Origin of the sequence: Bradyrhizobium sp. WU425, from assembly GCF_021052305.1 — a bacterium.
Taxonomy (GTDB): domain Bacteria; phylum Pseudomonadota; class Alphaproteobacteria; order Rhizobiales; family Xanthobacteraceae; genus Bradyrhizobium; species Bradyrhizobium canariense_D.
Genome location: NZ_CP088089.1, coordinates 3,058,724 through 3,075,919, shown reverse-complemented (window position 1 = coordinate 3,075,919; position 17,196 = coordinate 3,058,724). Strand labels below are relative to the sequence as shown.

The 17,196-nt window shown below is 61.4% G+C and carries 19 protein-coding genes; 14 read left to right on the top strand and 5 right to left on the bottom strand.

The window, feature by feature from the left end; genetic code table 11:
- The first annotated feature begins 282 nt into the window (after window positions 1–282).
- From BcanWU425_RS14560 to BcanWU425_RS14545, 4 genes are all read left to right on the top strand, one after another.
- A complete protein-coding gene (locus tag BcanWU425_RS14560; RefSeq protein WP_204513966.1) occupies window positions 283–828 on the top strand; it encodes a sigma-70 family RNA polymerase sigma factor in 546 nt (181 codons plus the stop codon).
- Window positions 825–1,472, top strand: coding sequence for a ChrR family anti-sigma-E factor (locus tag BcanWU425_RS14555; protein ID WP_204511696.1), 648 nt, complete (start codon window positions 825–827; stop codon window positions 1,470–1,472). The genes BcanWU425_RS14560 and BcanWU425_RS14555 overlap by 4 nt, the downstream gene beginning before the upstream one ends.
- A gap of 79 nt (window positions 1,473–1,551) precedes the next feature.
- A complete protein-coding gene (locus BcanWU425_RS14550; protein WP_204511697.1) occupies window positions 1,552–2,136 on the top strand; it encodes an RNA polymerase sigma factor in 585 nt (194 codons plus the stop codon).
- A 20-nt stretch (window positions 2,137–2,156) separates the two neighbouring features.
- Complete coding sequence (locus BcanWU425_RS14545) at window positions 2,157–2,459, top strand: hypothetical protein (RefSeq protein WP_204511698.1); 303 nt, start codon at window positions 2,157–2,159, stop codon at window positions 2,457–2,459.
- Between the two features lie 54 nt (window positions 2,460–2,513).
- On the opposite strand, the gene BcanWU425_RS14540 is transcribed toward BcanWU425_RS14545, so the two are convergent.
- From BcanWU425_RS14540 to BcanWU425_RS14530, 3 genes are all read right to left on the bottom strand, one after another.
- Entirely contained in the window at window positions 2,514–2,897 is a 384-nt protein-coding gene (locus BcanWU425_RS14540) for a TspO/MBR family protein (RefSeq protein WP_231190564.1), read from the bottom strand.
- 119 nt (window positions 2,898–3,016) lie between these two features.
- Window positions 3,017–3,418, bottom strand: a complete 402-nt coding sequence (locus tag BcanWU425_RS14535; protein ID WP_204511699.1) for a DUF2177 family protein — start codon at window positions 3,416–3,418, stop codon at window positions 3,017–3,019.
- A gap of 154 nt (window positions 3,419–3,572) precedes the next feature.
- Entirely contained in the window at window positions 3,573–4,379 is an 807-nt protein-coding gene (locus BcanWU425_RS14530) for a DUF1295 domain-containing protein (protein ID WP_204511700.1), read from the bottom strand.
- 201 nt (window positions 4,380–4,580) lie between these two features.
- Here BcanWU425_RS14530 and BcanWU425_RS14525 point away from each other — a divergent pair, with 201 nt between their 5' ends.
- From BcanWU425_RS14525 to BcanWU425_RS14515, 3 genes are read left to right on the top strand one after another with little or no spacing between them, the layout of a single operon-like run.
- The gene (locus BcanWU425_RS14525; protein WP_204511701.1) at window positions 4,581–5,894 is read left to right on the top strand and encodes an NAD(P)/FAD-dependent oxidoreductase; all 1,314 of its coding nucleotides are present in this window, start codon (window positions 4,581–4,583) and stop codon (window positions 5,892–5,894) included.
- A gap of 3 nt (window positions 5,895–5,897) precedes the next feature.
- Complete coding sequence (locus BcanWU425_RS14520) at window positions 5,898–6,680, top strand: DUF1365 domain-containing protein (RefSeq protein WP_204511702.1); 783 nt, start codon at window positions 5,898–5,900, stop codon at window positions 6,678–6,680.
- A 10-nt stretch (window positions 6,681–6,690) separates the two neighbouring features.
- On the top strand, window positions 6,691–7,908 hold the full coding sequence (locus tag BcanWU425_RS14515) for an SAM-dependent methyltransferase (protein WP_204511703.1): 1,218 nt from the start codon (window positions 6,691–6,693) through the stop codon (window positions 7,906–7,908).
- Between the two features lie 173 nt (window positions 7,909–8,081).
- Here the strand turns inward: BcanWU425_RS14515 and BcanWU425_RS37705 are convergent, their stop codons facing one another.
- On the bottom strand, window positions 8,082–8,483 hold the full coding sequence (locus BcanWU425_RS37705; RefSeq protein WP_409363672.1) for a hypothetical protein: 402 nt from the start codon (window positions 8,481–8,483) through the stop codon (window positions 8,082–8,084).
- Window positions 8,484–8,631: 148 nt separating this feature from the next.
- Entirely contained in the window at window positions 8,632–8,847 is a 216-nt protein-coding gene (locus tag BcanWU425_RS14505; RefSeq protein WP_204511704.1) for a hypothetical protein, read from the bottom strand.
- Between the two features lie 168 nt (window positions 8,848–9,015).
- Here BcanWU425_RS14505 and BcanWU425_RS14500 point away from each other — a divergent pair, with 168 nt between their 5' ends.
- The 7 genes from BcanWU425_RS14500 (at window position 9,016) to BcanWU425_RS14470 (ending at window position 16,221) form a co-directional block, all read left to right on the top strand.
- Window positions 9,016–9,429: a hypothetical protein gene (locus BcanWU425_RS14500; protein ID WP_204511705.1), complete on the top strand. Its 414-nt coding sequence runs from the start codon at window positions 9,016–9,018 to the stop codon at window positions 9,427–9,429.
- Between the two features lie 1,135 nt (window positions 9,430–10,564).
- The gene (locus BcanWU425_RS14495) at window positions 10,565–11,182 is read left to right on the top strand and encodes a LabA-like NYN domain-containing protein (RefSeq protein WP_204511706.1); all 618 of its coding nucleotides are present in this window, start codon (window positions 10,565–10,567) and stop codon (window positions 11,180–11,182) included.
- Window positions 11,183–11,698: 516 nt separating this feature from the next.
- Window positions 11,699–12,493: an ABC transporter ATP-binding protein gene (locus BcanWU425_RS14490; protein ID WP_231190562.1), complete on the top strand. Its 795-nt coding sequence runs from the start codon at window positions 11,699–11,701 to the stop codon at window positions 12,491–12,493.
- Entirely contained in the window at window positions 12,490–13,230 is a 741-nt protein-coding gene (locus tag BcanWU425_RS14485) for an ABC transporter ATP-binding protein (RefSeq protein WP_204511708.1), read from the top strand. The genes BcanWU425_RS14490 and BcanWU425_RS14485 overlap by 4 nt, the downstream gene beginning before the upstream one ends.
- A complete protein-coding gene (locus BcanWU425_RS14480; RefSeq protein WP_204511709.1) occupies window positions 13,227–14,081 on the top strand; it encodes a branched-chain amino acid ABC transporter permease in 855 nt (284 codons plus the stop codon). Before BcanWU425_RS14485 ends, BcanWU425_RS14480 begins: the two co-directional genes overlap by 4 nt.
- Complete coding sequence (locus BcanWU425_RS14475) at window positions 14,078–15,055, top strand: branched-chain amino acid ABC transporter permease (RefSeq protein ID WP_204511710.1); 978 nt, start codon at window positions 14,078–14,080, stop codon at window positions 15,053–15,055. The genes BcanWU425_RS14480 and BcanWU425_RS14475 overlap by 4 nt, the downstream gene beginning before the upstream one ends.
- Window positions 15,056–15,078: 23 nt before the next feature.
- Complete coding sequence (locus BcanWU425_RS14470; RefSeq protein ID WP_204511711.1) at window positions 15,079–16,221, top strand: ABC transporter substrate-binding protein; 1,143 nt, start codon at window positions 15,079–15,081, stop codon at window positions 16,219–16,221.
- The last annotated feature ends 975 nt before the right edge of the window (window positions 16,222–17,196 follow it).

Here is a 17,196-nt window from a genome sequence, read left to right as displayed (position 1 = left end):
GGTCAGGCTCGCGAAATCGCTGACGTTTCCGGTGTGAGGCCCGGGAGAGACGGCGCGGTCGGCCGGACCTCTGCGCGGACGGCGCCGGAACCTGTCGAAATGATCATTCCGCGGTGATCTAGGGCCTGTCCTCGTTCGTTCCCAGACCTACAGGTCGCTTGTCGAGGCGCTATGATCGCTGCTATCCGAGCTTTAGATGCGCCCATCCGGGCGAAGGCTGGTTTTCCCCGGAGGACTGAAGCGCGGCTGTCGACTGGCACGAGCAAAGGGCCGAACACAAAGGTGGACTGGGCTGATCTGATCGGACGCGTCGCCTCGACCCGAGACCGGGAGGCCTTCAAGCGCCTATTCGAGCATTTCGCGCCACGCATCAAGGGACTGATGCTGAAGGCCGGGTGCAGTTCAGACGAGGCGGAGGAGATTGCTCAGAATGCCATGATCGCGGTCTGGCGGAAGGCAGGCCAGTTCGATCCGGCGACGGCCGGAGCGGTGGCATGGATATTCACCATCGCGCGCAACCTGCGCATCGATTTGTTCCGCAGCAGAGCGCGGGCGGACCGCCTGCGGGGCACCGCTGAGCTTCCCGAGACGCCGGATCCCGCCGAACCGGCGGATGCCGTCATGTCCCGCGTGCAGGACGCCGCGCGGATCAATTCGGCGGTCGAGCGGCTCTCGATGGAGCAATCCATGGTGGTGAGGTTGTCGTTCATCGAGGAGAAGCCGCACCCGGAAATCGCGAGCCTGCTTGGCATTCCGCTCGGAACGGTGAAGTCGCGGATCAGGCTGGCGATGAACCGCTTGAGAGACATATTGGACGAAGAAGCATGACGATCAGCCATCATCCGCCGGAAGATCTTCTGGCCGACTTTGCGGCCGGCAGGTTGGAAGAAGCCCATCAATTGGTGGTGGGGGTGCACGTTGCGGGTTGCGCGCGGTGCGGCCGGTTCGTGCAGGCCATCGAGCAACTTGGCGGCTTGGCTCTTGAAGATGTCGAGCCGGTGCCGGTCGCATCGGATGCGTTCGAGCAGGTGATGTCGCGCATTCACGACGCTCTTGAAGAACGAGCGGCGCGGATTTCCGAGGCCGCTCGCGGCAGCGAGCAGGATGTTCCGGCGGCGCTGCGAAACTACCGCATCGGCAAGCGCAGGCGCATCGCTCCGGGTCTGAGCATGCGACCGATCGAGTTGTCCGGATCGGGCACGGCGCGGGCATTTCTGCTTCGCTCCGCGCCGGGGAGCCGCATGCTCGAACACACGCACACCGGAACCGAACTGACCCTCGTGCTCCAGGGCAGCTTCAGCCACGAGGGCGGCCGATTTGGTCCGGGTGATTTCGACTATGGCGACGATGAGATCGATCATCGGCCTGTGGTGGGCGACGAGGGCCCATGTCTTTGCCTCGTCGCAATGACGGGCGACCTACGCATGAACGGCCTGCTCGGCAGGCTGATCGGGCCATTCGTGCGGCTTTGATCCGCTCGCCTCCTTCTTCCGCCGGGTGATCCGAACGCGAGTCCGGAGCGTTTCGAAGGAAACGCAAGGGAGACAAATCATGGCCGGCTTAAGCCTGACACGACAGGCGCAGAGCGAAACATTGCCCGAACTGCTGGAATGCGTTTCGGCGGGCGACACACGGGCCTTCGCAGCGCTGCATATGCTGACACGGAGCAGGCTGCGCAGGACAGCGCTCGCCGTCGGAACTCCGCCCCACGACATCGAGGACATTCTTCAGGAAACCTATCTGAAGATCTGGCGCAACGCGGGTCGGTTCGACAGCGGCCGTGCTTCAGCGATGACCTGGATGTCCGCGATCGCCCGGAACACCGCCATCGACCATCTGCGGGTCAGAACCCTGCCGACTCACGAGCTCGACGAGGCACTTCTGGTCCCGACAATTGCTGATCAGCCGTCGATCGACGATTTCGACTACGCCCGCGCCGACCCGATCGCACGCAGCGTGCTGGCTCGTTTGCCGGAAGACCGCCGCAGACTGGTGGCGCTGGCCTATCTCGAGGGTGAGAGCCGCGCGAGCTTGTCGCGGCGCTTCGGTGTGCCGGTCGGCACCATCAAGACTTGGTTGCACCGAACCCTTCTGGCGGTGCGCAAGGATTGCCTTGCCGCATCGGCTGCAGCCTGAAGCAGACGAGGAACCCGCGCGTGGCCGCAGAGATCATCGAATTCCCAAACCGTGGACACCAGGACCCGCTTGTGTCCTCCGTTGCGAGGCTTGAGCAGATGGTGAAGGAGGTCGACCGTCTGGCCGCCGAGCAGCCCGCTGATGGGCTCGATCAACTGCTCGTTGTCATGGCGCGCTTCGGTGATCGACTGGTCGATCTTGCGCACCTGGTGCTTGACGACGATGCCAAGCGGAGTGTCCAGATCGCATTCACCTCGCTCTCCGACAAGATCGCGGCGACCCGCGACGCGTTTGACGAGTGCGATGGAGCGACGGATCTCTGAATTCGGCGCCACGCTCACCCGTTCGACGCTATGAAGTCAGCTCTGAGTCTGATCCTAATTGAGACGGAGCAACGAGATGTTCAGCAAGGTCGCAAAACCCACCCAGCCGGCATAGGGAATGAAAAGCGCCGCTGCCAGCCGATCGTTCGCCCATTGTCGCCAGACGAAGGCGAGGATCACGGCGAACAGCGCAACAATGACGCCGAGCGCCACGTCCATGCGATGAAGCGAAAAGAAGATGGGAGACCATGCAAAATTCAGGATCATCTGCAGAGCCCATAATCTCATCGTCGTTCCGCGCGGCTCCGCCTCGAAGGTGCGGAATCCCGCCACGGCGATCATCAGGAACAGAGCCGTCCAGACCGGTGCGAACACCGCATCCGGCGGATTGAACGATGGCTTGTCGAGCGCCGCGTACCAGACTCCTGGACGGTTCAAGACCCCGATCAGAATCCCCGCAGCAGGAACCAGGAACAGGAAAGCGGCGCATCGGTACCAGCTGCCGCGCTTCCGGTCGCCATCGTGTCGCAGTGCTCCGTTGTGCGTCCCGTCCATGATCAATGCGCTATTTTTTGAGCGACGAGAAATCCGGTCCAGGCGCTGACACCGGCGAGGACGGATCCCCAGCACACGTCCGCAACAGTGAGCCCCGTCGACCAATTGCGCAGCGTGGCCTGGTTGGTCAGATCGTAGGTCGCATAGGTGAAGCAGCCCAGCATCACGCCGGACGTGAAGGCACGCAGCGCGCCACCATCCTGCTGAGCCGGCAGCACCGCGAACCAGATCAGGCCGACGGGATAGGCCAGATAGAACACTGCGGCGGCGGCGAGGTCGGGCTGCGAGCGCAACATGTCGCCCAGCACCGGCCGGTAAAGTCTCTCAACCATGGTCTTGAGCCAGATCATGTCGAGCGCAACGAAGGTCGCAGCCACCGACAGATACGCGAAAAGCAGGCTCATGTCCGGTCTCTCCTCCGGTGGTGTCGCAACCGGTTTGACAAAGGCAACGCCTGTAAACGACGTGAGCCCTTCGCTGGATCACTTACGCGCTCGTTCCCCCTTGCCGCCCAACCCTGTCACGCCCTTGAACCAGATCGTGCGGCCGGAGCTCCGATCATTCCGGCGCCTTCTTGGGCGGCCGTGGAAAGAAAGCGCTGGTGCGTGCCTGATAGTCCCGATACCGACCGCCGCGGGATCGCAGCATCTGGACTTCTAGCGGGGGTATTCCGGTCACGTGCACGAGTATCCAGTACATGATCGCCGGCGCGATCAGGCTCTCCCAGCCCCATGCGTAGCCCGGCGACAGCGCGATCATCGGATAGGCGAGCCATCCGAGCCATTCGAAGAAATAATTCGGATGACGCGACCAGCGCCAAAGCCCAATATTGCAGACCAGGCCCGCGTTTGCCTTGTTGCGCTTGAAGCGTCGCAATTGCTCGTCGGCGATCGCCTCGCCTGCGACGGCCGCAAGCATGATGGCAGCGCCGACATAGTCCTGGACTCCCAGGGCGGCCTGCGGAGCGTGTGCAGCCAGGAAGACCGCGAATGGCAGCGGCACCGAGGCGAAGGCCTGCGACTGCAGGAAAGCAAACATGTGAAGCGGCGCCTGTGAGCCCCATTCCTGCGCATAGCTTGCATAGCGCGGATCGTCGATACCCGCCGCGGCGCGCCGGGCGATATGCGTCCCGAGCCTCACCGACCAAAGCAGCACGAGCCCGCCTACGAGCATCTGGCGCACTTGCAGCGCCTCGCCGAATGGCAAAAGGGCCGCCACCGCCCCAACGAGGCCCACGGAATAGGTCCAGATCGTGTCGACCCACCCGGAATTGCCGGTTCGCTGCTGAACGATCCAGGCCAGCCCCATCAACAGCGAAAGCGCAAGCGCGATGCCGGCGACGATCAGTATCTGCAGCAAATCCATGTCTCACCATACTCAAACTCGGATCCTTACGTCCGCCCCGTGCCCCGGTTTCGCGAGTGATCCACGCTGTCCGCCGGAACGTTTCCTTAAGCGCGGGTGGACAGATCAGCTATTGGAGCTGTCCTAAGCCAGGCGACGGACGACATTGGCCCGAAACCGGATGTTCCGGCCGTCGCCGGTGGCATTTGGGGGCGACAAAGCATGCGTTTGGCGGTGATCGGGACGGGAATTGCCGGCAATGCCGCCGCATGGCTCCTGTCAGAACGTCATGTCGTGACCGTCTACGAGCGCGAATTGCGACCGGGCGGACACAGTCATACAGTGCGGGTTGACTACGATGGCGAAGAAATCGACGTCGACATTGGCTTCATCGTGTTCAACGAGCCGAACTACCCGGAATTGACGTCTCTGTTCGCGCACCTGGGCGTGAAGACCGAGGAGACATGCATGAGCTTCGCGATGTCGGCCGACCAAGGCCGATTCGAATGGCGGGGCGGCGGCGAGACCTTCCTGCAGGTCGCCTCCGGCCTGTTCGCCCAGCCGCGCAACCTCTTCTCCCCGTCGTATTTTCGCATGCTGGCCGAGATCCGTCGCTTCAACAAGGCAAGCGTCTCCGACTTGCGGGCCGGCCGGCTCCAGACCCTCACACTCGGCGAATATCTGCGCCAGGGAGCGTTCAGCCCGCGCCTGTTCAGCGATTATCTGGGACCGATGGGGGCCGCCATCTGGTCGTCCCCCTCAGCCGAGATCCTCGCCTTTCCCGCGGAAAACTTCATCGCCTTTTTCGACAATCACCGGCTGTTGCATCTGGATCGGCCGCTCTGGCGGACCGTCCAGGGCGGCAGCCGGCGCTATGTCGAGAAGCTCACGGCCAGGTTCAAGGCCAGCATCCGGCTCGGCTGCGCGGTGACGTCGATCCATCGCACCACGCACGTTGTGACGATCGCCGACAGTCACGGCAATCAGGACTGCTACGACGCTGTCGTCATGGCCTGTCACAGCGATCAGACTCTGGCGATGCTGTCGGATGCCGACCCACGCGAGAGATCGATTCTCGGCGCGATCCGTTACGCTCCAAACACGGCCTATCTGCACCGCGACATCAACCTCATGCCGAAACGCCGCAATGCATGGGCGTCCTGGAACTTCTTGCGCTGGCGACGCGAAGCGCCTGCCCAGAACGACGTCGCGGTGACTTACTGGATGAACCGGCTGCAAGGCATCGACGACAGCAAGCCGCTATTCGTCAGCCTCAATCCCCCTTGCGAGCCGGCGCCTCATCTCACTTTCGGCAAGTTCACTTTCGCGCATCCACAGTATGACGCGGGCGCGTTCGCCGCGCAAAGGAATCTCCCCGAAATCCAGGGACGCCGCCGTACCTGGTTTTGCGGCGCGTGGACCGGCTACGGATTCCACGAGGATGGCTTGCGCTCCGGCATCGCCGTCGCCGAGGCACTTGGCGGTGCGGTGCCGTGGCGACAGTCGGACGCGTTGCTGGCGCAGGCTGCCGAGTAGAAGATGTTGCAATCGAGCGCTCCAGAACGAACAGCGACGTCATCTGCAGCCGCGCTCTATCTGGGCCGGGTGATGCACGCACGTATGCGGCCCGTGCACCACAGGTTCGCTTACCGGGTCATGAACCTGCTCATCGACCTCGACCGGCTTGATGAAGCGGATCGACAGTCTCGCCTGTTCGGCGTCAATCGCGCTTCAGTCTTCAGCTTTCACGAATCCGATCACGGCAACCGTGACGGTGCGTCCTTGAGCAATCATGTGCGACGCCTGGCCGAACAACGCGATGTCGATCTGTCGGGCGGGCGCATCCTCCTTTTGTGCTATCCGCGGCTCTTCGGCTACGTGTTCAATCCACTTTCGATGTACTTCTGCTATGGCAACTGCGGCAATCTTGCGCTGCTGATCTACGAAGTCCGCAACACTTTTGGCGAAATCCATTCCTACATCCTTCCGGTGGAAGACCCAGTCACCGGCGGCGCCATACGACAATGCCAGGCGAAAGGATTCTACGTCTCGCCCTTCATGGAGATGCAAACGCAATATCGCTTCAGCATTGCCCCGCCCGATCAGCAAGTGAAGGTCAGAATCGTGCAGAGCGATGAGCATGGTGTGATATTTACGGCCGCATTCTCTGGGCAACGCCGCCCGCTGACCAGCCGCTCGCTGTCGGCGACGCTCGTCACTCTGCCACTTCTCACCTTCAAGGTCGTCGCGGCCATTCATTGGGAAGCGATCCGGCTTTGGCTGAAAAATGTTCCTTACGTCCCCCGTCCGAACCAACGCTGAATGTGAAGCCATGGATCTCGCAGCCACTCACCAGACTGCTCGTTTCGATGACGTTCCCTTGCTCGCGCGGCTCGCGCTGCGGCTTGCCTCGCGGCTCAAGCTCGGCACCGTGGATGTTCGCCTTCCCGACGGTAGAACGGTGGTGTTGCGGGGAACGCATCCGGGTCCGTCCGCGACCATCGAGCTCAACAGTTACGCCTTCGCGCGAAGCCTGCTCCTGGGCGGCGATATCGGCATGGCCGAGGCTTACGTTCGAGGCGATTGGAGCACACCGCATCTCTCCCAGCTGCTGTACGTGTTCTGTCTCAACGACGACCTGGTCGACAGCGCCTTCGCCGGCAATGCATTGGTCCGGCTTTGCCGGTGCGCGCTGCATCGGTTGCGACGAAACACGCGACTGGGATCGCGGCTGAATATCCACGCCCATTATGATCTCGGCAACGAATTCTTTGCGGCCTGGCTCGATCCGAGCATGACCTACTCGTCGGCATTGTTCTCGCCCGATGCGACCGACCTGCTCGCCGCTCAACGGCACAAATACGAACAGCTGGCGAAAGCGATCGAGCTGCGGCCCGGCCACACCCTGCTCGAGATCGGCTGCGGCTGGGGCGGCTTTGCCGAATATGCCGCCAAAACTTGCGGCGCCAAGGTCTTGGCGCTCACCATCAGTAAGGAGCAGCACGCATACGCCAGCCGGCGAATCCACGAAGCCGGGCTCGGCGAAAAAGTCGAGGTCCGGTTGCAGGATTATCGCGATCAGGACGGGCAGTTCGACCGTATCGCCTCGATCGAGATGATCGAGGCCGTCGGCGAGCCGTTCTGGCCGACATACTTCAATCAACTTCATCAACGGCTCAAGCCGGGCGGTCTTGCCGGTATCCAGGCGATCACCGTCCGCGACGAGCTCTTTGACAGCTACCGGCGGCGCGTGGACTTCATCCAGAGATACATTTTTCCGGGCGGGATGCTGCCTTCGCCGAATGTCCTGCGCTCGCTCGGCGAACGCGTGCAGATGCCTCTGATCCGCGAGCGGGTCTTTGGACAGGATTACGCCAAGACGATCGCGGTCTGGCGAACGAGCTTCGGCCACGCCTGGACGGGCCTGACCTCGCTCGGGTTCGACGAGCCGTTCCGGCGGCTGTGGGAATATTACCTCTGCTACTGCGAGGCAGGTTTCAGGGCCGAAAAGATCGACGTCCGACAGCTGGTATTCGCGCGCCGAAGCTGACGAGACCATCCTGCCGCGGCGACCTCGAGGAGCCCTATTGCATGCTTGAGTGAGTGAATGGTGGCCAGGGCGGACTGGACATCAAATCTAAAAGATCCAACAATGTCAATTGCTTACCGCGACGACCACAATGCAGCTTGTACCACTCCAATGTGCTCCTGTCGACCGGGCTATCAGGCCTCGCACGATAGAGCGCCAGTCCCGATGTCTTCATGATCCGAACTGATCGGACTGCCAGGTCGCGCGGTGCGATCACAAGCTGATGGGACATCCGTTCCTCGATGGGCATTCGCTGCTGGGCTTTTCACGCCCAAAAGCAGGTTCGGGCGTACTGATCCTATGCTTCTACCAAGTGGATCTTCAGGGGTGCCAATGTCAAAGGCGCCCAGACGGTATTCTTCGCCGACCGACATCTCGTTCGGCAGTTGCGTGATCAAGGTGAACGTTGCTTCAGGGAAGCGCGTCCACACGTCGATGTCCTCTGGCGTGACAGTGACGAAACCGAAGAAGCACTTATATCGGCCCGGTTCCGTAACGCGACCGACCTTGTCCCAATTGATCTTGTTTACGCGCATTTCTCGCTCGATCAGAAACCAGAGGTTCGATTCTGTGTGGGGAAACGGGTCTTGATGTCTATGGATCGGCAGTCCCCCGTCACATCATAACTGGCCGCGATCGGTTTCCGCCCGGTTACTGCCAAGGACGCAGCTTGAACGGCGAGCTCTAATTCCACTCGTTCTCGGGCAAAGAGCCGGGCGGAGGCCTCAACTCCTCCAATCCCGCTTCGATAATGGCGATCTCGTCCTGGACGGCCGCAACCGAGCTCGCCGGATTGATGCCGGTCACAGCTTGCAGCTCTGTAAGCAGCTTGCGACGGTGCGCCAGTAAGTCGGCCAGAGCGCGTCGGTCCCGCACCCTTATGTAGCCGGCGACAATCATCTGAATCGCATTCGACAGGCCGCTCTGGGGCGATTGTCCGAGGAGTTTACCCGTTATTTCCTAAGCCAACGTTGCGTGCTGCACGTTCATCGCGCCAGACGTGCTCCGCCAGAGCGCAGGAACGTTCTCGCCTCGTAGGGAGTTCCACGCCGAGCGAAAAGCGCCAGGATGAAACGTGCAATGCGGTGCCTTATCTTCGCGATTAACGATTGGGGCAGCACATTGGACGCGCAAGCGATTGACTGCATTAGCGCGGAAGAAGCTCTACAGCTTGGCTCCGCCGCGGTGGAGGACGACCCTGTTGAGGTTTGGTGTGGATCACGGCGTCTTGCTCGTTTTGAGCCGGACCGGAGGGTGCGGCCATTTCCGCGCCTGCGCGAGCGCTTGATCAAAGTCGAACGACGTATTCGCGAAGGCGAGCAACACATCGCCCAGCAAGAGAGGGTGATCGCCGAATTAAAGCGAGGGGAACGCGATCTCGCAATCGCGTTTGCGGTTCTGGACACCGTGATCGAGACCCAAAAGGCTCATTTGCAGGCGCGAGATTTGCTGCTCGCGGAGCTGGCGAGGCGGTCCGCGTAAGGTTCTTTCCCCGCTTGCGGTACGCTAGGCCGGAGAGCAGGTTGTCAAGCTGTGCTGGCAAAGCCGTGCTGCGGACTGAGATGGCTGACCGAAGCGGCACCCAGAACGTGGGGCATATTGCCGAGTTTTCCTGTAACTTGGGGGCGCTCTGTCCCCAACTGAGCGCGGCATTTTTCCATGCGGTGCGTGGCCGCCGGACGAGATGCAAGTCCATGCCCTTGTCCGGTCGTTTTTGGACAAAGGGACGGCCCGCTTGTGCGCCCGCATGGAGATGGCTGACAAACCTCGTTTCCAATTTCGCGGCGATCATCTCCCTTGGCTGCTTCCCACCCATGCCGGGCGGGGCCGTGCGGGAGACATACCGCGGCCTTGTGCTTGAGGCAGCTCAGCGAACCGGAGAGTTAGAGGCCATCGGTGCGCGGATCTTCGAGCGCATCACTAATCTTGAGCTGGAGCTTGCCGCGCGACTTCAACAAGCCTGAAAAGCCAAGACGGTGATAGATGACGAAGGAGGACACTGGTTCCGTCTACGATCCACTCCGAAGGACGTTGGTGGGCGTCCGGCAGAACGCTGTGCGGTTCACGTGGCGTGGCGGCAAGCTGGCTTAGTTCTGCTTACGACGCACTATCCGACAGCTCCGACAGGCGCAGACTAAGTGATCCGGCCTCTCGGCTTCAGGTCCGGCTCGTACGGCTTCGATGCGGGTTGTCAGGAGCAGCTGAAACATCGCGCGCGGCCATGTACTGAGCCGCTGGCCTTGTTCGTTCCGTCTCGAGTAAAAGTACGGTTCCCAGGTTGTCGGAAACGGACCAGCGCCAGACGCGGCCTCGCTTGGCAATCGCGCAATCAAAGAGAGCAAATTCGCAGGCGGTCATGACGTGCCGCGCGCCCTTGAGATAAGTGATTTTCAGCAAACAGAAGGCGTGATTCAATAAGCAGAAAGTATGCCACACTGGCCAGACACAACTTGCCGCGCCAGACCGAGTTCCAGAGCGCCGCATCACCAATACAGCTTGAAGCAGATTGTGCTACTGACTATCTCAGGTAGCTATTCTTCATAGTGCTCCGGAGTATGCGACCGAGGTTCTGCGCTGCTCCCAGACCTCGACTCGCGCTGGCAAAGGCTCGACCAGAATGTCACCTCCCTCTCCCGATAGGGTCGCGCTCTTCATCGATGGAGCCAATCTCTACGCGACGGCGAAAACTCTGGGCTTCGACATCGATTACAAGCGCCTGCTGAAGGAGTTTCAGAGCCGCGGGACGCTGCTTAGGGCGTTCTACTACACCGCCATCATCGAGGATCAGGAGTACTCCTCGATCCGGCCGCTGATCGACTGGCTCGACTACAACGGCTACACCGTCGTCACCAAGGCGACCAAGGAGTTCATCGACGCCTCCGGCCGCCGCAAGGTCAAAGGCAACATGGACATCGAGCTCGCCGTGAACGCTATGGAGCTCGCCGAGCAAATCGACGAGCTGGTGCTATTCTCGGGTGACGGCGACTTCCGGTCTCTGGTCGAGGCCGTTCAGCGCCGCGGCGTGCGGGTCACCGTGATTTCCACGATCGCCAGCCAGCCGCCGATGATCGCCGACGAGTTGCGCCGCCAGGCCGACGTCTTCACCGACCTCGTCGAGCTGCAGTCCAAGCTCGGCCGCGACCCGTCCGAACGTCCCGCTCCGCGTGATCGTGAACCGCGTAACCACATGCCGAAGTTCTTGCAAGAGCCGAAAGGAAATGACCCTCTCGAGTGAGACAGCCTTCCTCAATGGCCTACTTGCGGCTAAACCAGGACCCATAGCTGGATTGTTATTGGGGCATCACAATCGACGTCCCGTCTCGATGCAATCGCGCCGTTTCGGCGAAGATCGTAGAACTCTTCGCGTGACCTGGCGCGCATCATGGCTTCGTTAGTCTTGCAAGCGCGATGTGCATGCGGTGCCCCAACTTCTTTATTCTCGGGCTCGCGACGCGCGCGCTCGGTGTCCTTTTGCCGTACCGTCCCTCGAACCTTTGCCCGAGCGACCGTTCTGCAGGAGCTTGCCGACGAACCAGGTTTTTTCCGTGCAGGTTGCGGGCCTCGCAGTAGCTAGACCCCAGGGTGTCGAAGGCAACCAGTCAGCACAAGTTTTCGCTGTCTGTCAGCGATACGATCCCTATGCGAGGCAGCTTCTCCTGCGATTTGATCCCCATCGATTGCTCCGTTAGCTGCCCGCCAATAAGACCGGTCGCCACCGCTGCGATCAGAACAACGAGGGATGGACAGCCGGGTGGCAAATTCCGGGGAAACCCGCACGAGTGCCGGCGAGGTGCTGCGCGTCGAAGGTTTAACCGTCCAGTACGGCGCGCTGGTCGCGCTGCGCGACATGAGCTGGTCGGTTCATAGCAACGAGATCCTCGGCATCATTGGCCCTAACGGCGCCGGCAAGAGCACCTGCTTTGCAGCCGTTACCAACGCCGTGACCTATCGAGGCCGTGCCTTCCTCGATAGCAGCGAAGTCTCCGCGCTCCAAACATTTGATCTCGCCAGCCGCGGCCTGCGCCGAACCTTCCAGCAGAACTCGTTCTTCGGCGAGTTAACGGTCCTGCAGAATGCCGTTTCGTCGATCTTCCGCGACTTCTCGACCAATTTGATGACTTCGCTTTTCGCACCGTGGCGCGAGGCCACGACCCGCCGTTCCGCCGAGACCGCCGCCGCACAACTACTCGACTTCTTCGGCATCCCACGGCATTACCATGGCCAGCTTCCGGGCGACATTCCCTACGGCGTGCAGCGGCTGCTGTCGGTGGCGCTTGCCTATGGCACCGGAGCAAAAGTGCTGCTGCTGGACGAGCCTGCCGCCGGCCTTAGCGGTGGCGACATGAAGAAGCTTGCCGACGTCCTGATCGGGTTGCGCAAGCGCGGGCTGGCCCTTGTGGTGATCGAGCATCACATGGACCTGATCATGTCAATCGCCGACCGCATCGTCATGATCGACCAGGGCGCGATGCTGGCGACGGGAACGCCGACCGAGATCCAACGCGATGCCCGGGTTCGCGAAGCTTATCTGGGGCGGGACGAATGACCGGCGTGCTGAGCAGCGACAATCTCTGCGTCCGCTACGCCGGCAATGTTGCGGTGTCAGGCGTTAGTATCGACGTTCCCGCCGGCCGGATGGTCGGCCTCGTGGGCGCCAACGGTGCCGGCAAAACCACGCTGGTCAACGCGCTGGCCGGCTGGTCACGCGGCCACGCCGTTGTAACAGGTCAGGTCCAGCTTGAGGGCCGCAACATCGAGAGGCTCGCGGCCCACGAGCGGGTGGGACGCGGCCTCACGTTGGTACCGGAAGGCAAGAACATTTTTGCCGAACTGACGGTGGACGAGAACCTCGAGCTGGTGCGTCCCCCGGCCGACGCGACCGGCAGGCACCTCTTCACCACCCCGGAGGTCTTCGACTTTTTTCCACGCCTAGCCGAGCGCCGCTCGCACAAGGGCGCGGCACTGTCCGGCGGCGAGCGGCAGATGCTTGCTGTGGGACGCGCACTGCTCGCTGGACCGCGCGTTCTGATGCTGGACGAGCCCTCCGCGGGGCTCGCGCCTCGACTGATCACCGACCTGCTCTCCCGCATCCGCCTGCTGGTCGATCGCGGGCTGCCGGTGCTGCTGGTCGAGCAGAATGTGAAAGCGGCGCTTAAGGTAGTCGATCATCTCTATCTGCTGGAACGCGGCCGGGTCGTCGGCGAAGGTGCGGCCGCGGTAATGGCGGCCGATCACCGCATCATCGAGGCCTACCTCGGCACGATCGCGGATGCACCGCCATGAACGTCGCGCAGCAGATCATCAACGGCATCGTGCTCGGTTCCGGCTATGCATGCATCGCCCTCGGCTGGACCATTTTGCTAGGCGTGGCGCGCCTCGTGAATTTCGCACACGGTCAGCTCTATATGCTCGGGGCGTTCGTCACCTGGTACGCCATCACCAAGCTTGGTCTGCCCTATCCGCTCGCCATCCTCGTGGCAATTGTGGTGCTCGGAGCAACCGGCTTTTTAATGCAAAGCGCGATGATGCGCCTGGTGATGACCCAGAACCTAACCAGCCTGATGATCGTGACACTCGGGCTGGGCTATGTACTCCAGGGCGTAAGCGCCCTGATCTTCGGCGGCAATCCGCAAATCCTTCCCGGAACATTGGCGCGCGCCAAGGTGGATCTTGGTACGCTGTGGTTCACTTGGCAGGACGTGCTTGTGCTTGTCGTGACGATTCTGCTCTATGGCGCCGTTTGGGTATTCACGCAGCGTACCCGCTTCGGCGCAGTCATCCGCGCCGTCGCCGAGGACCCCAAGCTCGCGGAGCTGTTCGGGATCAACGCCAAGACGGTCTATCTGCTCGTCTTCATGTTCGAATGTTCTGCGGTGGCTCTGGGCGCGGCGCTGGTTGCGCCCCGTTCACCGATCTTGACCAGCATGGGCTTTAACGAGGTTATCATGACCTTCGTCGTTGTCGTGCTGGGCGGTATCGGTTCGATCGGCGGCGCGCTCGCGGCCGGCATCGGGCTCGGCCTGTTTACGGCTTTCTTCGGCGCATTCGTTGCGCCCGCCTACACGACGGCGGCTGCCTTTGCGCTACTGCTGGCTTTGCTGGTGATCCGTCCCGCGGGGCTTGCGACCAGATGACCACTATCGAAGCCCCCCGGCCGCTATCGATCCCGTTCCTGCGCCTGGTCGCAATCGCGGCTTCCGTCGTCATCGGCTTCTTCCTGCCGCGCCTGCTCGGCGGCACCTCGGTTGCCTATTCGACGCTGACCACGATCGCGATCTTCGCGGTAATGTGCTACGGTGCCGATATCATTCTGTCTTATCTCGGCGAGGTCAGCCTCGGGCACACCGTGTTCTGGGCCATCGGCGGCTATGCAGCCGCGAACCTGTCCGTCAGCTACGGCGTTAACGGATGGATCACAGCTGCGACGACAATCGCGCTGTGCCTCGCGGCAGCTGCTTTCCTCGGCGCAGTCACCTTGCGGACCCGCGAATTCGTTTTCTCGCTCGTGACCTACGCGGCCGCCGTCGTCGCCTACGAGATCGCCTTCAACTGGGACGCGGTGGGCGGTTCCGATGGCATCGTCGGCATTCCGCCCTTAAAGTTGCCTTTGATTTTCACGAATTTCTCCGGCGCGATGCAAGAGGATCTCTGGCCGATCGCCTTCGCTCTGCTTGTGTTGACTTTGGCCTTCATCGCACGCTTTCGTCGCTCCCGCCTCGGCACCACTGCGCTGATGGTGCAGATGAACCCGGCACTCGCCGCGAGCCTTGGCGTCGATCCACGCCGGATCAGGCTCGCAGTATTCGTGATATCCGCGCCGATCACGGGGCTCGCCGGCTGGCTGTACGCGTATCAGCGCGCCTATGTCGGCCCGGACATGTTCGAATCCTACTTTCTGGTCCTTATGCTCACCGCCATCGTGCTGGTCGGACGCCGCATCCTGCTGGGGCCCCTGATCGGCACCGCACTCCTGATCGCCCAGCAGAACCTGTTCTCGCTCGGCGGTGACTGGAACAAGATCGTGCTGGGATCCGTGCTCGCACTGGTCCTGATCTTCTGGCCCACCGGTCTCGTAGGCCTCTATCGCCGTATTACCAAGAAGTCCTAAAGACACATATTGGGAGGAATAGCATGCATAAGACGAAACTGGCTCTCGCGCTGCTGGCGGGTCTCGCATCAATGCCGGCGATGGCGCAGGACATCAAGGTCGGCACCATCTTCCCGCTGAGCGGCGGCGCCGGCCCCGATGGACAGACCGTGACTAATGCGGTCAAGTTGATGGTGCAGCAGATCAACGACAAGGGCGGCCTGCTCGGCCGCAAGCTCACGATGATCTCCAAGGACGACGAGAGCACACCCGCAGTTGGTGTCAGCCGCGCCAACGAAATGATTGCCGAGAAGGCCGACGTGGTCATTGAAGGCTGGAACTCACCAGTAACGCTCGCGATGCAGCCGATCCTCGCTCGCGGCAACGTTCTCGACATCACGGCGGTCTCGAAATCGGAGCTGATCCTCAGCGGCGAAACCAATCCGTACGCGATCCGCATCAACAGCTCGAACGGCTTTGACGCTGCCGTGATCGCCAAATATGTGGTCGAGACCATGAAAGCGAAGAAGGTGGCTTTCCTGACTCAGAACGACGTCTACGGCAACGGCTTCCAATCCGCGGTCGAAGCCGAGTTCAAGAAGCTGAATTTCTCCGGCCAGGTCGTCATGACTGAGAAATTCGCATTCAAGGATACTGATTTCCGCGTCCAGCTCACCAATTTAAAAGGCGCTAATCCGGACGCGGTTATCGTCACCAACTCCTCGAACTCTTCGGGCCTGCCGGCGATGGTCGAGCAGTACCGCCAGGCCGACATCAAGTCGACCTTCGTCGGCGCGGTCGGCATCATGTTGACCACGGTATTCAAGGTCGCCGGCGATGCGAATAACGGCGTGATATCGGCGGACATCTTCTTCCCCGACCTGCCGCCGTTCACGACCATTCCAGAGAGTAAAGCGTTCGTGGCCGCTTACACGAAGGCCTATGGGGCCGCTCCCGACAAGAGCGCCGCGTTGGGCGCCGCTGCCGTGCAGGTGTGGGCGCAGGCGGTGGAGTCGACAAAGTCGCTTGATCGCAAGACCGTTGCGGAGGCGATCCGCGGCAAGCCAGTCAAGGGGACGGTGTTCGGCGACGTCCAGTTCCTGCCGAACGGGCAGATGCAGCCGCACTATGTTATGTTCAAGGTAGTCGACGGCAAGAGCGCCAAGCTCGAGGCGCTGCAGCCATAGCTTCGCACGCCCACTGGACACTTCTAAGCCCGCCATCCCGTGACGGGCGCCTCGACCAACCGCAGCGTGATACGGTGCGCTCACCGTCTCATTGGCAGTAGTAATTTGCTCTCTGCGTGCTCGATTGCCTCCGCAGGTCGAGAATTCTGTGTCCGCATCTGGCTTCGTCTCCGTGGAGGTCGCCGTCCAATCGCGGTTTACTTGAAGCCTACTGGCGGCGAAAACCGCCTCCGTTTGCATAACACTGAGCCATCACAGCTGCGGCTTCATTGGCCCTGCTCATTCACTGTAGGATCGCTGTTGCCCCGATTCGGCCGTCTCGTTCGAGGCCAAGCAACGCCGCGCCCGCTCTATCTGGACGTTGGTGGCACCCTGACTACGGGCATACATTTCAGCCACCGCTGCTGAATACCTTGCAACGTAGTATCTGACTTCCGAGCAGGAGATCCGGTCGCCGGGCCTGTGTTGGCGTGCGGCATACGCGGCAGAGCTCATCGTGATGAGGAACAAAACGGCAGCTCCGATTCCCGACGCGACCTTCATTGCTACCTCCGTACTTGGTGGTTCATTGCACAGAGGTGGCCTGACTCGCGGTCGTTGCGCAAATTAACATTTGTAGTCTCGCGCAACGCCGTGCGGGGTGTTGCTCTCTTGCGCCACAGTCAGGGTCGTAGAAATGTGAGCGTCACGATGGCGCAGCATCTGGGATGGCTCGTTGCTCCGACGACGGCCGGCTCACAAGCCGACTTGCGTCGGCGCGGAAATCCAATCCCCCCACAGACTCACCAGCCGGTAATCAGTAGCAACCGTATTGCCACGTGGGCATCATTCGGCCCCTATCATTTGCGCGCGAACGCCTGACAAATTCCGAGACAAAGGCTTCGTTGCTGAGTCGCCGCATTAAGCCGATGGGTTCCTCGATTAGGTCGCGTGTGGATTCACGACTGAATATCCGCGCAATAAACGAGCATGAAC